This is a genomic window from Pseudomonas prosekii, from assembly GCF_900105155.1.
Lineage (GTDB): Bacteria > Pseudomonadota > Gammaproteobacteria > Pseudomonadales > Pseudomonadaceae > Aquipseudomonas > Aquipseudomonas prosekii.
This window is the reverse complement of record NZ_LT629762.1, coordinates 3,698,388-3,711,889: the sequence shown is the minus strand read 5'-3', so window position 1 is coordinate 3,711,889 and position 13,502 is coordinate 3,698,388. Positions and strand designations below refer to the sequence as shown.

Sequence of the window (13,502 nt, the reverse complement as noted above, 5' to 3'; positions counted from 1 at the left end):
CCAGATGACTCAGGAGATTTTTTCCATGCGTATTCCTTTTCGCCTGATCGGCGGTGTGCTGGTCGCGACCTTGCTGACCCAAGTCACTGCTTGCGGATCGATTTTCTATCCTGACCGGCGTGGCCAGATCGACGGCAAGATTGACCCGGCGATCGCCGTGCTCGATGCCGTCGGCCTGCTGTTTTACGTGATTCCCGGGCTGATTGCGTTTGCCGTGGATTTTGCCACTGGCGCGATTTATTTCGAGCCGGGCAAGACCGCGCAAGTGGCGCCGGAGAAACTCAAGGAAGCCATCGGCCCGGACGGTCAGGTGGATAACCGCAAGTTGCAGACCATTCTTGAAACCGAACTGGGCCGCAGCTTCCCGCTCGACGATCCACGCCTGATTCAGCACAAGGGCAGCACGCAGCAACTGGCGATGTTCGGCCTGCAACCTGCCGCCTGATTGCGCACTTAAAGGACATGCCGCAGCTATGACCACCAGCCTCGAACACGCTCGCCTGCTGCGATTGGCGACCCGCGCCTCGGTGGCGGTGGCTTGCACGTTGATTGTTGCGAAAGCCATTGCCTGGTGGTTGAGCGGCTCGGTGAGCATGCTCGCCGGGCTGACCGACTCGGCGCTCGACGGCATCGCCTCGTTGCTCAATTTGCTCGCGGTGCATTACGCCTTGCGCCCGGCGGATGACGATCACCGTTACGGCCACGGCAAGGCTGAATCGTTGTCGGGCATGGCGCAGGCGTTGTTCATCGGCGGCAGTGCGGTGTTGATCGCGTTTCACGCGTTTGATCGCTTGCAACATCCGGAGCCGGTCGGCGCGCCGTGGGTGAGCATCGGCGTAATTGTTTTCTCCTTGGCGCTGACCGTGGCGTTGCTGATGTTGCAGCATCGGGTGATCAAGGCCACTGGCTCCAACGCCGTGCGCGCCGACTCGCTGCATTACCGTTCCGACCTGATGCTCAACGGCAGCATTTTGCTGGCGCTGGTGCTCGCCGGGTTTGGTTTCAATCAACTGGATGCGTGGTTTGGTCTGGGGATTGCCGCGTACATTCTCTGGAGCGCGGTGCAGATCGCCCGGGAAAGTTTTGCCGTGCTGATGGACGAGGAGCTGCCGACGGATGTCAGCCAGCACATGCTCGAATTGGCCTGCGCGGTGCCCGGCGTGTTGGGCGCGCATGACCTGCGCACGCGGATTTCCGGTAATCACTGGTTTGTGCAGTTGCATCTGGAGTTGCCGGGGGAACTGACGCTGTCAGTCGCCCACGGCATCAGCGATCAAGCCGCCGAGGCGATTCACGCCGCTTACCCGCGAGCCGAAGTGCTGGTGCACGCCGACCCGCAGGAAGTGGTGTTGGCCGCCAAGGCTCAGAACGTCACCTGATAACCGCGACTGGCCAGGCAGTTGCCCTGCGCCTGTCGATAGGCCTGCACCACCGATGGATCAGGCTGATACGTGGCGGTTTGCGGGTTGAAGCCACTTTGCTGCGTCGCGTATTGCGAGCACTCGTAACCGTCCTGGGCGACTTGCTGCGGCGACTGGCCATTGGCCGGGTACGCCGTCACGTCGATCCCAGTGCTGGTCGGTTGCTGCGGTGCAACGCCGACCGGCGGCTCGACCACCACGTAATCCTGAGTGCTTTGTTGGTAGGCGTAATACGAACCGGCGGCGAGGAACAGCAACGCGCCACCGACCCACACTTCGCGCGCGTAATCGGGCATGTATTGCACGCGAATCCCGCGCGGCGGCTGCACCACCACATAACGCGGACCTTGCGGGCGATACCAGTAGCCGCCGGAATAGTAGTAATCCTGGCCACGGTACGGCACGCGGAAATCGCGGTCCGGGAAGCGGTCGACCATCTGTCCGGGACGATACTGCGGGCCCGGTCCCCAACCGTTGCCGTGGCCACTCGGGCGACCTATCCAACGATAATCATCGGGTCGTGAACCTTGGCCGCCAGCCTGCCAATGCTGGTTGTTATCGTTGCGCCGCGGGATGTCCTGATAGTAACCACGGCGCGGTTCCTGGGTCTGGCGCACGGCGTCGGGCCGGGGCTGGATCGGCAGGCTGTTGGCCGGCAGCTGCGGCGGTGGCGGCGCCGGGCGAACTTGCGTATTGGCATCCCGCGGGCCACGGTTCTGCCATTGGCCGTTCTGGTTATGATCGCGGTTTTGATCGTGGTTCTGGTTCTGACCGTTGTGCTCGAACTGGCGGCTGTTGTCGCCACGAATAATCTGGTTATTCTGCGGTCGCGGCTGATTCTGCTGCTCACCACCACGGCCCTGATTGTTACCCTGCTGCTCCGGCCCGCGCTGTCCACCCTGCGGGCCGCGACTTTGCGGGTCATCGGCGAGCGTTTGCGCGCTGACACTTACACACAGCAAACCAACACCGGCCAAACGCCAGATGCGCGACTTCATGCTCTTCCTCACTGCGGGTTAGGACCTGTACGTAAGACTGGGAAAGCACAGGCTTGTTCTGCAACAGGTTATCAGTCACGCAACTTATTTATTGAGCGCTGATTGGCTCAACGTCCTGCAATAAATCGCGGGCAAAAGAAAAGGGAGACCCGTCGGCCTCCCTTTGAGAACTTCGTCCGTGCTCAACGCTTTTGACGTTGGCTCACCTCACGCCGTCTTCTGGACAGTGTGTAGCTCGGGGGCCGGCGCATCCCCGGTGGGGGCTGGCGGCCGCAGCTGGCCTGATTGGGCGAGCCGCTGTGGACTGTTTGTCCGAGCAGTGATTCTGGTGTTAAGAATAGGCTCGAGGCGCTGGCACAGGATTGCGAAGATTGCTGAATTAAACATCACTTGCGCAATTTTTAACCCTGGATAGATAATCCGCCGCAATAGTTACGACAAAGGACTGATTGATGAGCAAACTCGACCGATACGACCTGAGCATTTTGGCGGAATTGCAGCGTGACGCGCGCATTTCCAACCAGGAGCTGGCCGAACGCATCGGCCTGTCGCCTTCACCCTGCTCGCGCCGCGTTAAACAGCTGGAGGACGACGGTTACATCTCGCGTCAGGTCGCGCTGCTGGACCGCAAGATGCTCGGCCTGAGCCTCACGGCGTACGTGCTGATCGGCATGGACCGGCACACGCCCGAGCGTTTCGAGAACTTCGAAGCGGCGATCCGCACCTTGCCGCAAGTGCTGGAATGCAGCCTGGTGACGGGAATGGATGCCGATTACCAGTTGAAAGTGGTGGTGCCGGACATGGATCACTATCAGAAGCTGCTGCTGGGCCATTTGACCCGGATTGAAGGCGTGACCAGCGTTCGCTCGAGTTTTGTGTTGAACCAGGTGTTGAACAGCACCGAATTGCCGCTGACCCATCTGCGCAGTTGATCGTGGCGAGGGGGCTTGCCCCGGTTGGTCGTTCCCACGCTCTGCATGGGAACGATCAGCTTCCCGACGCAGGTCAATGCCCCGCGATCAGCGCATGCCGTATACTCGCCCCCGCCCTTTTAGCCCTGCCCGCGCTGGAGATGTTCGATGGATCCTGCACTATTCGAAGAGTGGATGATGACCGGCCTGGTCACCATCCTGATCGGTTTCATGGGTTTTATCGTCTGGGATCTGGCGAAGAAGTCCAAGGCCGGCAAGTTCGGCACGTTCATTCTGTTCTTCGTGCTGGGCCTGGGGATTCTCGCGTTCATCATCAAAAGCGTGGTTATCGCCTACATCGAAAACGGCTCGTCATAAGCGCGCCGGCACTTCCTTCCACTGGCCCTGATCGAGCCCATCGATCGACCAGTCGCCGATTTTGACCCGCACCAGACGCAACGTCGGCAAACCCACCGCCGCCGTCATGCGCCGCACCTGCCGATTGCGCCCCTCACGAATCACCAGTTCCAGCCAACTGGTCGGCACGCTTTTGCGAAAACGCACTGGCGGGTTGCGCGGCCACAGTTCAGGTTCTTCAAGCTGTCGCGCCTCGGCGGGCAAGGTCATGCCATCGTTCAGCTCGACGCCATCACGCAAGCGCTGCAACTGCTCGGCGCTCGGCTCGCCTTCCACTTGCACCCAATAGGTCTTGGCCAGTTTGTGTTTCGGGTCAGCGATGCGCGCCTGCAGTTGTCCGTCATTGGTCAGCAACAGCAAGCCTTCGCTGTCGCGGTCCAGGCGTCCGGCCGGGTAAATCCCCGGAATCTCGATGTAATCCTTGAGCGTCGCCCGCCCTTCGCCGTCGCTGAATTGCGTCAGCACATCAAACGGTTTGTTGAACAGGATCAGCTTCGGCTCGGCCGGCGGCGCTTTGGCGACACGGCGCGCGGCAGATTGCTGAGTATTCGCGCCAGGGCGGCGGGAAACGGGACGTTGAGGACGGGACATGGCAAAAGGAACATCTAACGGTCAGGGCTGCTAATGCTAGTGCCCTGACCGCCAAATGACCATGACCAACCGTTAGCGGAACAATCGTTAGCGGAACGGCGGCTCGTCGAAGCTGCGCAGTTTGCGCGAGTGCAGGGAGTTGAGCTCAGTGCGCAACAGGTCCACCGCTTCGATGCCGATCTTCAAGTGCTGGCTGACCGCGCGTTCATAGAAAGCGTTGGCCGAACCCGGCAGTTTGATTTCACTGTGCAGCGGTTTATCGGAAACGCACAGCAAGGTGCCGTAAGGCACCCGCAAACGATAACCCTGGGCGGCGATGGTGCCGCTTTCCATGTCCACGGCGACCGCGCGGGACAGGTTGATCAATGGCCGTTCCTGAGCCCAGCGCAGTTCCCAGTTACGGTCGTCGTAGGTCAGCACGGTGCCGGTGCGCAGGCGTTTCTTCAGCTCGTCGCCCTTCTCGCCGGTGACGTTGGCCGCTGCTTGTTGCAAGGCCATTTGTACTTCGGCCAGCGCCGGGATCGGGATGTTCGGCGGCACCACACGGTCGAGAATCCCGTCGCGGCGCATGTAGGCGTGGGCCAGCACGTAGTCGCCGATGGTCTGCGACTGCCGCAGGCCGCCGCAGTGGCCGATCATCAGCCAGCAATGCGGGCGCAGCACGGCCAGGTGATCGGTGATGTTCTTGGCGTTGGACGGGCCGACGCCAATGTTCACCAGCGTCACGCCGTGGCCATCATTGGCGATCAGGTGATAGGCCGGCATCTGATAACGGTGCCAGACCACGCCGGCAGCAATCGCCGACGCCTCGCCGTGGTCCATGGTTTTTTCGATGATCACGTTGCCCGGCAACACCATGCGCACAAAACGCGGGTCGCTGCGCAACTGCTCCAGACCGTGGACGATGAACTGGTCGACGTAACGGTGGTAGTTGGTCAACAGAATCCACGGCTGCACATGACGCCAGTCGCTGCCGGTGTAGTGCACCAGTCGGCGCAGGGAGAAATCCACACGTGCCGCATCGAACAGCGCCAGCGGCAGCGGATCGGTGTTTTCCCAATCGTAGAGGCCATCGGCGATGCCATCGGTGGCGGCAGACAGGTCGGTACTCGGGAACACCCGCGCCAGCACCGCAGCGGTGACGCCGGAACCGGCCAGCTCATCGCCCTGCTCGACCACGTACGGATACGGAATGTTTTGCTGGCTGACGCCGACTTCGACCGTGACGGTGAAGTCGTGCATCAACGGCACCAGTTGCTCCAGCAGGTACTTACGAAACGCCGCCGGATGGGTCACGGTGACGCTGTAAGTGCCGGGCAACTGCACTTTGGCGTAGGCGCGAGTGGTTTGTGGGACTTCGCCCTGGCACAGGTAGGTCAGGCGCAATTCGGGATAACGAAACATCGCACGCTGTTCGGCGTCGGGTTCGATACGGTCCTTGAGGTAACGCTTGAGCGCCTGATTCAGCGCAGAGGTTGCCTGCTCATGCAGGACGGCGAGCCGGTCGACGGCTTGTTCGGCGGTTTGAACAACAATAAACGCTTCGGTCACGATCAGCTTCCTGTGTTCTGACTTGCAGGCGTTCATCTTGCCTGCATCGTCGGCGGACGGGAACAGTGACGTGTTGATACAAATCGCCGCAATCAACGCAGTCCCCTTCAGCACAAGCCCCTGTGGGAGCGAGCTTGCTCGCGATGACGGTGGAACAGGCGACTTCGATGTCGACTGTCATACCGCTATCGCGAGCAAGCTCGCTCCTACAGGGGATTTTGGGTGGATTACAGAGGTGGGGTTGAGCGGGCGACGAGCGCTTCGACATCCAGCCCGCGCGGCAAAGCGCCATACACGCGCCCCGCCGAGCCGAGGCGGCTGGCGATAAACCCATCGCTGACCGCCGCGTTCCCTGCCTCCAGCAGCAGCTTTGCCTGCAAACCGAGGGCAATGTCTTCGGTCAATTGCCGAGCGCGGTACTGGATGTCGCTGGTGTCCTTGAACGCGCTGTGCAATTGGCTGATATGCGCGGCCAGGCGCTTGTCGCCGTGGCCATTGCCGAGTTCGCTGAACAGCACATCAAGCACGCCCGGCTCTTTCGACAAGGCGCGCAGCACGTCGAGGCATTGCACGTTGCCGGAACCTTCCCACGTCGAATTGACCGGCGCCTCACGGTACAGGCGCGGCAGGATGCTTTCTTCGACATAACCGGCGCCGCCCATGCATTCGGCGGCTTCGTTGATCATTCCCGGCGCGCGTTTGCAGATCCAGTATTTGCCCACCGCCGTCACCAGTCGGGCGAATTTGGCTTCGTGGCTGTCGTCCAGATGATCCAGCGCCTGGCCCAGGCGCAAGCTCAATGCCAGCGCGGCTTCGCTTTCCAGCGCGAGGTCGGCCAGCACGTTTTGCATCAATGGCTGTTCGCTGAGCAACTTGCCGCCGACGCTGCGGTGCGCGCAGTGATGGCTGGCCTGGGTCAGCGCCTGACGCATCAAAGCGCTGGAACCGACCATGCAATCGAAGCGCGTCATCGCGACCATTTCGATAATCGTCGGTACGCCGCGCCCTTCTTCGCCGACCATCCACGCCAGCGCGCCGCGAAATTCGACTTCGCTGGACGCGTTCGAGCAATTGCCGAGTTTGTTTTTCAGGCGCTGGATGTAGAACTGGTTGCGCGTGTCGTCCGGGCGATGGCGCGGCAGCAGGAAGCAGGTCAGGCCTTTATCGGTCTGGGCCAGCGTCAGAAACGCATCGCACATCGGCGCCGAGCAGAACCACTTGTGCCCCACCAGCTCATACGCCTGACCCGGCCCGGCAGCGCCCACCGGAAAGGCTTTGGTGGTGTTGGCGCGGACGTCGGTGCCGCCCTGTTTTTCGGTCATCGCCATGCCGATAGTGACGCCGGCCTTGTGCGCCATGCCGACGTTACGCGGGTCGTACTCGGTGGCGAGAATCTTCGGCAACCACTGCTCGGCGAGGTCCGTTTGCAGGCGCATGGCCGGGACGCTGGCGAATGTCATGGTCAGCGGACAACCGCTGCCGGCCTCGGCCTGACTGTGCAGATAAGTCATGGACGCGCGGGCGACATGTGCGCCGGGCTGCGGCTGGGTCCATGGCAACGAGGTCAAACCGTGCTCGACCGCCGTGCGCATCAACTGGTGATACGCCGGGTGAAACTCCACCAGATCGATGCGATGGCCATAACGGTCGTGGCTGACGAACACTGGTTTGTTCTGATTGGCGAGGAACCCGGCTTCCATCAGCGGCCCGCCGGCCAGCGCGCCATAAGCGTCGATCCGCGACTCGGCCCAACCGGCGCCAAACCGTCGCGACCACTCCTGCAACGGCAGGTCGATGCGATAGAGGTTGCTGCCGTCCGGCGACGGTGGCTGATTGGTGACTTCGTGGGTTTCGGCGAACTGATGCAGGTTCATGACGGGGTTCCTTGGGTCAGCCAGAGGGCCAGTTAAGCACCGCCCCTCGGCTGATCAAAGTGTCATAAGCGCCGAACTGTCGGCGCTTTCACCCTGCCTCGCTGCACAGCACGCGGCGATGCAGAGCGGCTTGCAGGTCTTCGAATTTCAGCGGTTTGTTCAGGAAATCAATCAGCGCGCCGCTCGGGCACTGTTCGCGGTCAACACTCGGGGCAAGCATGAACACCGGCAAGTCGGCGCAACCCGGCACACCGCGAATCTGGCAGCACAGCGACGCGCCGTTCTGCGCCGGCAACTGGCAATCGAGCAGCACCGCGTCGAAGCGCTCGCGTTCCAATAGCTGCAACGCAGTCGCGGCGCTGTCAGCGGTACGCACGCGAAAGCCGAGTTTCAGCAGCATGCCGCGCATGACCAATTGATTGACGCCGCTGTCATCGACCAGCAACACCGTGCAGTCCTGCGGCAACCGCGAACGCGGCAAATCGCGGCTCATGTACGGTGCCGGCGCGGATTCGACCACGGGCAATTCGACTTCTATATCCAGTTGAAAACGGCTGCCGCTGCCCGGCTCGGAACGATGGGTCAGTCGGCCGCCAAGCAATTCGACCAGTTGCCGACAAATCGCCAGGCCCACGCCGAGGCCGCCATATTCGCGAGTCATCGAACCGTCGAGCTGGAAGAAGCGCTGATACAGGGTGGCCTCGCCCAGATCGGTGAAACCAATGCCGGTGTCGATCACCGCAAAGGACAGCGCCATGCGCCCGGTTTCCAGCGGTTTGCCGCTGACCCGCAGCGCAACGCCGCCGACGCGGGTGAACTTGATTGCGTTGTCGAGCAGGCATTCAAGGCATTGCGCGAGCTTGCTGCTGTCGCCGATCAAACGGTCCGGCAGGCCCGGCGTGACATCGACTTTCAGATCGAGGGATTTGCCCGAGGCATTGCCGTCGAACTGCACGCGCAAGGCTTCGACCACACCGCGCAAACTGAAAGTCGCCGCAGACGCCTTGAGCTTGCCGGCCTGCAATTCGGTGAGCGTGAGAATGCCGTTGACCATGCGCATCATGTCCCGCGCCGAACCGGCGGCGGTTTGCTGGTATTGCTCCAGTTCCGGGTCCATCTCGACGGTTTGCATCAACTCCAGCGAACCGATCACGCCATTCATTGGCGTGCGCAATTCGTGGGTCAGGGTGGCGAGGAATTCGTCTTTGAGCTTGTTGCTGCGCGCCAGTTGCTGGTTGAGCACTTCAAGCTTTTGCCCGGCATCGAACAGCGTTTGCGCCTGTTGCTCGCGCATGGCGTTGATGCGGTCGGCCAGCGCCAGCGACAGCAGCGCCACTTCAATGGCCGAGCCGATCTGGCTGGCGTACATGGTCAGGAACACGTTCGGCAGGTAACCCAGGACCATCAGCGTATTGACGATGCCGCCGAGCAAAAACGCCGACCAGGCAATGATGAAATACCGCGCCACCCGCAAGCCGCGCAGCCAGACCAGAATACCGGCGGCGAAAATCACCACGGTAAACAGCAGCGCCAGGGTCGTCGCCAACCGCAGCGCCAGCGCATAACTGGTCATCAGCGACAACCCGACCACCACCGCGCCAAACGCGATCAGCCCCAGCAACAAGCGATCGAGCCAGCGACTGTGCTGGGCGGTTTGCAGGAAGCTGCGGGCAAACTGGCTGCCGAACAGCCCCGCGCAACCAATGAAAAACGGCGTCGCGGCGTTGGCCCACCACGGGTAGTTCGGCCAGAAATACTCGACCGCCGCGCCGTTCACTGACAGCTGATACAAGCCGAATGAGGCGATATAGAAGATGTAATAGAGGTAACTGGTGTCGCGCACGCTGAGGAAGATGAACAGGTTGTAAACCACCATCCCCAGCAGCACGCCATAGATCAGCCCGAGCACATAGAGGCGCACCGGCTGTTCTTCGAGGTATGCGGTGCTCGACCATAAAGTCACCGGCGCCTGAATCGAACCTTGGCTTTGCAGGCGCAGGTAAACGGTGCGCGCCTGTTCGGGTTTGAAGTTCAGATTGAACAGGTAATTGTTCTGGCGAATTTCGCGGCTGTCGAACGGCAGCGCATCGCCGGTACGACGGCTGAGCTGATAGTCGCCGGCGGCATCGGGCAGGTACAGGTCGAGGTGATCGAGCGGCGGATACGCCAGTTCGAGCAACCAGGTGCGACGCGCTTCGGGGTTGGTCGGACGATAAAGCAGGTCGATTTTCAGCCAGAACACCGAACGCGAATAACCGGCGTTGAGCGTGGCTTTGTCGTGGGGTTTGAAATTTCCAGCAGCATCTTGCGCGCGAATATCGGCAATGGTCGCCTGACCGTCCGCGTCCTCGAACACCTGCATGTCCCGACCCAGGGGCAGGCTCTGGGTGAACTCATCAAATTCAACGGCACTCGCCAGGAGGGGCAAGCACAACAGCAACATCAGCAAATAGCGCATTTAAGCCCCAGCGTGGCCTGTCCGGTCCTGTCAGGAAGCCCCCCATTCCTTTTGAGTAGACGTAAAACCGGTAATACCTGTTATTAGTTTGGATCCACTCTAGCATAGCCGTTGATGGCCATTGAGCACCATTGAAATTTTTCCTACAAGGGCTCTAGCACGGGCGTTCCAGCGCTATGCATTGAGATAGAGCCGTCGGCATGCCGCCGGGAGTTCGCTTGAGTATGTAGCAGCTGCCGAGGTACGAGGCTGCGTTCGGCTGCGAAGCAGTCGTGAAATCAGGCGATGCGGTGTATCAGGAAGACCGCGTACTCAGGTTTGACGACTGCTGCGCAGCCGAACGCAGCCTCGTGCCTCGGCAGCTGCTACGGGGTGCTTTGCCGTTGTACTGGGCGCTCATGACTCGCTGGTCGTCTGGTGGTAAGCTCGCGCACCATGAATATCTACAGCTCTCGCCCCGTTGTCCTCTGTCTCTCCGGCCACGACCCAAGTGGTGGCGCCGGCTTGCAGGCAGATATCGAAGCCCTGCTCGCTCAGGGTTGTCATGCGGCCCCGGCCGTCACTGCGCTGACTGTGCAAGACACGGTCAACGTCACTGACTTCCGCGTCCTCGACCGCGAGTGGGTGTTGGCTCAGGCCAATGCCGTGCTCAACGACTCCGAAGTCGCGGCAGTGAAACTGGGCATGCTCGGTTCGCTGGCCATGGTCGACACCGTGGTCGAGCTGCTCTCGGCGCATCCGCATTTGCCAGTGGTCTGCGACCCGGTGCTGCGGGCCGGTGGCGGCGGACGCCTGGGCAAGGACGAGGTCGGCTACGCCATGCGCGAACGCCTGCTGCCGCTGTCGATCATTGCCACGCCCAACCTGCCCGAAGCGCGGATCCTCGCTGAACTGCCTGAAGGCACCGCCGACGAGTGCGCGGAAAAACTCCTGCCGTTCGTCAAAAACCTGCTGATCACCGGCGGCCATGGCGATGAGCTGGAAATCCACAATCGCCTGTACAGCCGCGACGGTCGCCGCGAAACCTTCACCTGCCAGCGTTTGCCCGGCAGTTATCACGGTTCCGGTTGCACCTTGGCCAGCGCATTGGCCGGTCGTCTGGCCCAGGGCGAAAACCTCGCCAGCGCCGTGCAGACCGCGCTTAACTACACGTGGCGGACCCTGCGCGATGCCGAGCAACTGGGCAAAGGCCAGTTCGTGCCGCGCCGCTTGCCGCTGGATTTCTGTTCATAACGCTGGTTCGCCAATGCGTTCGAAACAGCTTGTTCGACACTTTGATGCGTAAAGCGCAGAGGCTTGCCCGATGAAACTACGTGGCCTGTACGCCATTACCGACAGCCAGCTGCTGGCCGGTAAATTCCTGTCCTACGTCGAGGCGGCGCTGGAAGGTGGCGTCACCCTGCTGCAATACCGCGACAAAAGCAGCGATGACGCCCGCCGCTTGCGTGAGGCCGAAGCGCTGCGCGAGTTGTGTGATCGCTACAAGACAACTTTGATCATCAACGACGACGCCGAACTCGCCGCGCGCCTTAACGTCGGCGTGCACCTGGGCCAGACCGACGGCCCGCTGACGCCGGCACGCGCCTTGCTCGGACGCCAGGCGATCATCGGCTCGACGTGCCACGCGCAACTCGAACTCGCCGAGCAAGCGGCCAAAGAAGGCGCCAGTTATGTCGCGTTCGGGCGCTTTTTCAATTCCAATACCAAACCCGGCGCGCCGACCTGCAGCCTCGACTTGCTCGACCAGGCGCGCAGCAAACTGCACCTGCCGATCTGCGCGATCGGCGGCATCACCCTCGACAACGCCGCGCCGCTGGTGGCCCACGGTGTCGATCTGCTGGCGGTGGTGCATGGCCTGTTTGGCGCCGAGAGCACGGCTGAAGTGACCCGCCGCGCCCGCGCCTTCAACGAACTGCTTTGCATTAAGTAGCTTAAAAATTCTGATTAGAGAGCCCAACATGTCTCGTTCCGAAACGCTGTTTGCCAATGCCCAGAAACACATCCCCGGTGGCGTCAACTCGCCGGTCCGCGCGTTCAAGAGCGTGGGTGGCACGCCGCTGTTTTTCAAACACGCTGAAGGCGCCTACGTCACCGACGAAGACGACAAGCGTTATGTCGATTACGTCGGCTCGTGGGGCCCGATGATCCTCGGCCACAGCCATCCGGACGTGCTGGAAGCGGTGCGCAAACAACTGGAACACGGCTTGTCCTACGGCGCGCCGACGGCGATGGAAACCGAGATGGCCGACCTGGTCTGCTCGATCGTGCCGTCGATGGAAATGGTACGCATGGTCAGCTCCGGCACCGAAGCGACCATGAGCGCGATTCGCCTGGCCCGTGGTTTCACCGGCCGCGACGCCATTATCAAATTCGAAGGCTGCTACCACGGCCACTCCGACAGCCTGTTGGTCAAGGCCGGTTCGGGCCTGCTGACCCAGGGCGTTCCGAGCTCGGCAGGTGTGCCGGCGGACTTCGCCAAACACACGCTGACCCTGCCGTTCAACGACATCGACGCAGTCGAAACCATGCTCGGCGAAGTGGGCCAGGACGTGGCGTGCATCATCGTCGAGCCCGTCGCTGGCAACATGAACTGCGTGCCGCCGGCGCCAGGTTTCCTCGAAGGTTTGCGGACTCTGTGCGACAAGCACGGCGTGGTGCTGATTTTCGACGAAGTGATGACCGGTTTCCGTGTTGCTCTTGGCGGTGCCCAGGCGCACTTCGGCGTGACGCCAGACCTGAGCACGTTCGGCAAGATCATTGGTGGCGGGATGCCGGTCGGCTGTTTCGGCGGCAAACGCGAAATCATGTCGCACATTGCGCCGCTGGGCCCGGTCTATCAGGCCGGCACCTTGTCGGGTAACCCGCTGGCGATGGCCGCTGGCCTGACCACGCTGCGCCTGATCAGCCGTCCGGGTTTCCATGACGAGCTGACCGACTACACCACTCGCCTGCTCGATGGCCTGCAGCAACGCGCCGATGCCGCGGGCATTCCGTTCGTGACCACGCAAGCGGGTGGCATGTTCGGTCTGTACTTCAGCGGCGCCGACGACATCGTGACCTTCGAGGACGTGATGTCCAGCGACGCCAATCTGTTCAAGCGCTTCTTCCACTTGATGCTGGAAGGCGGCGTGTACCTGGCGCCGAGTGCGTTCGAAGCCGGTTTCACCTCGATTGCCCACGGCGAAACCGAGTTGCAACTGACGCTGGACGCTGCCGAACGCGCCTTCGCCGCATTGAAATAAAGCTGTGCCGCTGACGTTGGCGATTGCCAGCGTCAGCAT

The 13,502-nt window shown here is 61.6% G+C and carries 11 protein-coding genes and 1 pseudogene; 7 read left to right on the top strand and 5 right to left on the bottom strand.

Annotated elements, in window-relative coordinates:
* The first annotated feature begins 25 nt into the window (after positions 1-25).
* Positions 26-445, top strand: coding sequence for a polyribonucleotide nucleotidyltransferase (locus BLU01_RS16845; RefSeq protein ID WP_092277683.1), 420 nt, complete (start codon positions 26-28; stop codon positions 443-445).
* A 28-nt stretch (positions 446-473) separates the two neighbouring features.
* Positions 474-1,379: a cation diffusion facilitator family transporter gene (locus tag BLU01_RS16840; RefSeq protein WP_092277681.1), complete on the top strand. Its 906-nt coding sequence runs from the start codon at positions 474-476 to the stop codon at positions 1,377-1,379.
* On the opposite strand, the gene BLU01_RS16835 is transcribed toward BLU01_RS16840, so the two are convergent.
* On the bottom strand, positions 1,364-2,419 hold the full coding sequence (locus BLU01_RS16835; protein WP_092277679.1) for a DUF6515 family protein: 1,056 nt from the start codon (positions 2,417-2,419) through the stop codon (positions 1,364-1,366). The two genes, BLU01_RS16840 and BLU01_RS16835, sit on opposite strands and share 16 nt — an antisense overlap.
* Before the next feature lie 452 nt (positions 2,420-2,871).
* Between BLU01_RS16835 and BLU01_RS16830 the strand changes: the two genes are divergently transcribed.
* On the top strand, positions 2,872-3,351 hold the full coding sequence (locus BLU01_RS16830; protein WP_007937367.1) for an Lrp/AsnC family transcriptional regulator: 480 nt from the start codon (positions 2,872-2,874) through the stop codon (positions 3,349-3,351).
* 147 nt (positions 3,352-3,498) lie between these two features.
* Positions 3,499-3,708, top strand: coding sequence for a DUF2788 domain-containing protein (locus BLU01_RS16825; RefSeq protein ID WP_092277677.1), 210 nt, complete (start codon positions 3,499-3,501; stop codon positions 3,706-3,708).
* On the opposite strand, the gene BLU01_RS16820 is transcribed toward BLU01_RS16825, so the two are convergent.
* The 4 genes and pseudogenes from BLU01_RS16820 to BLU01_RS16805 form a co-directional block, all read right to left on the bottom strand.
* Positions 3,703-4,338, bottom strand: coding sequence for a pseudouridine synthase (locus BLU01_RS16820; RefSeq protein WP_092277675.1), 636 nt, complete (start codon positions 4,336-4,338; stop codon positions 3,703-3,705). The genes BLU01_RS16825 and BLU01_RS16820 overlap by 6 nt on opposite strands.
* Before the next feature lie 87 nt (positions 4,339-4,425).
* Entirely contained in the window at positions 4,426-5,925 is a 1,500-nt protein-coding gene (gene amn, locus BLU01_RS16815; protein WP_167370433.1) for an AMP nucleosidase, read from the bottom strand.
* A gap of 191 nt (positions 5,926-6,116) precedes the next feature.
* Complete coding sequence (locus tag BLU01_RS16810) at positions 6,117-7,763, bottom strand: acyl-CoA dehydrogenase family protein (protein WP_092277673.1); 1,647 nt, start codon at positions 7,761-7,763, stop codon at positions 6,117-6,119.
* A 54-nt stretch (positions 7,764-7,817) separates the two neighbouring features.
* Positions 7,818-10,221 (bottom strand): annotated as a pseudogene (locus tag BLU01_RS16805) (hybrid sensor histidine kinase/response regulator).
* Between the two features lie 435 nt (positions 10,222-10,656).
* On the opposite strand from BLU01_RS16805, the gene BLU01_RS16800 reads away from it, so the two are divergent.
* The 3 genes from BLU01_RS16800 to hemL all read left to right on the top strand — a co-directional run bounded on the left by BLU01_RS16800 (position 10,657) and on the right by hemL (position 13,463).
* Positions 10,657-11,454 (top strand): hydroxymethylpyrimidine/phosphomethylpyrimidine kinase, encoded by a 798-nt coding sequence (locus BLU01_RS16800; protein ID WP_092277669.1) that lies wholly within the window; start codon positions 10,657-10,659, stop codon positions 11,452-11,454.
* A gap of 70 nt (positions 11,455-11,524) precedes the next feature.
* Entirely contained in the window at positions 11,525-12,151 is a 627-nt protein-coding gene (thiE, locus tag BLU01_RS16795; protein ID WP_092277667.1) for a thiamine phosphate synthase, read from the top strand.
* Between the two features lie 28 nt (positions 12,152-12,179).
* Positions 12,180-13,463 carry a glutamate-1-semialdehyde 2,1-aminomutase gene (gene hemL, locus BLU01_RS16790; RefSeq protein ID WP_092277665.1) on the top strand — a complete coding sequence of 428 codons (1,284 nt, stop codon included), beginning with the start codon at positions 12,180-12,182 and terminating at the stop codon, positions 13,461-13,463.
* The last annotated feature ends 39 nt before the right edge of the window (positions 13,464-13,502 follow it).

What these genes read in the sequence shown, in the direction of transcription:
- BLU01_RS16840 (WP_092277681.1), top strand. Translation starts at nt 474, where the DNA reads ATGACCACCAGCCTCGAACACGCTCGCCTGCTGCGATTGGCGACCCGC.
- BLU01_RS16820 (WP_092277675.1), bottom strand. Translation starts at nt 4,338, where the DNA reads ATGTCCCGTCCTCAACGTCCCGTTTCCCGCCGCCCTGGCGCGAATACT.
- BLU01_RS16830 (WP_007937367.1), top strand. Translation starts at nt 2,872, where the DNA reads ATGAGCAAACTCGACCGATACGACCTGAGCATTTTGGCGGAATTGCAG.
- BLU01_RS16810 (WP_092277673.1), bottom strand. Translation starts at nt 7,763, where the DNA reads ATGAACCTGCATCAGTTCGCCGAAACCCACGAAGTCACCAATCAGCCA.
- thiE (WP_092277667.1), top strand. Translation starts at nt 11,525, where the DNA reads ATGAAACTACGTGGCCTGTACGCCATTACCGACAGCCAGCTGCTGGCC.
- BLU01_RS16800 (WP_092277669.1), top strand. Translation starts at nt 10,657, where the DNA reads ATGAATATCTACAGCTCTCGCCCCGTTGTCCTCTGTCTCTCCGGCCAC.
- BLU01_RS16825 (WP_092277677.1), top strand. Translation starts at nt 3,499, where the DNA reads ATGGATCCTGCACTATTCGAAGAGTGGATGATGACCGGCCTGGTCACC.
- BLU01_RS16845 (WP_092277683.1), top strand. Translation starts at nt 26, where the DNA reads ATGCGTATTCCTTTTCGCCTGATCGGCGGTGTGCTGGTCGCGACCTTG.
- amn (WP_167370433.1), bottom strand. Translation starts at nt 5,925, where the DNA reads ATGAACGCCTGCAAGTCAGAACACAGGAAGCTGATCGTGACCGAAGCG.
- BLU01_RS16835 (WP_092277679.1), bottom strand. Translation starts at nt 2,419, where the DNA reads ATGAAGTCGCGCATCTGGCGTTTGGCCGGTGTTGGTTTGCTGTGTGTA.
- hemL (WP_092277665.1), top strand. Translation starts at nt 12,180, where the DNA reads ATGTCTCGTTCCGAAACGCTGTTTGCCAATGCCCAGAAACACATCCCC.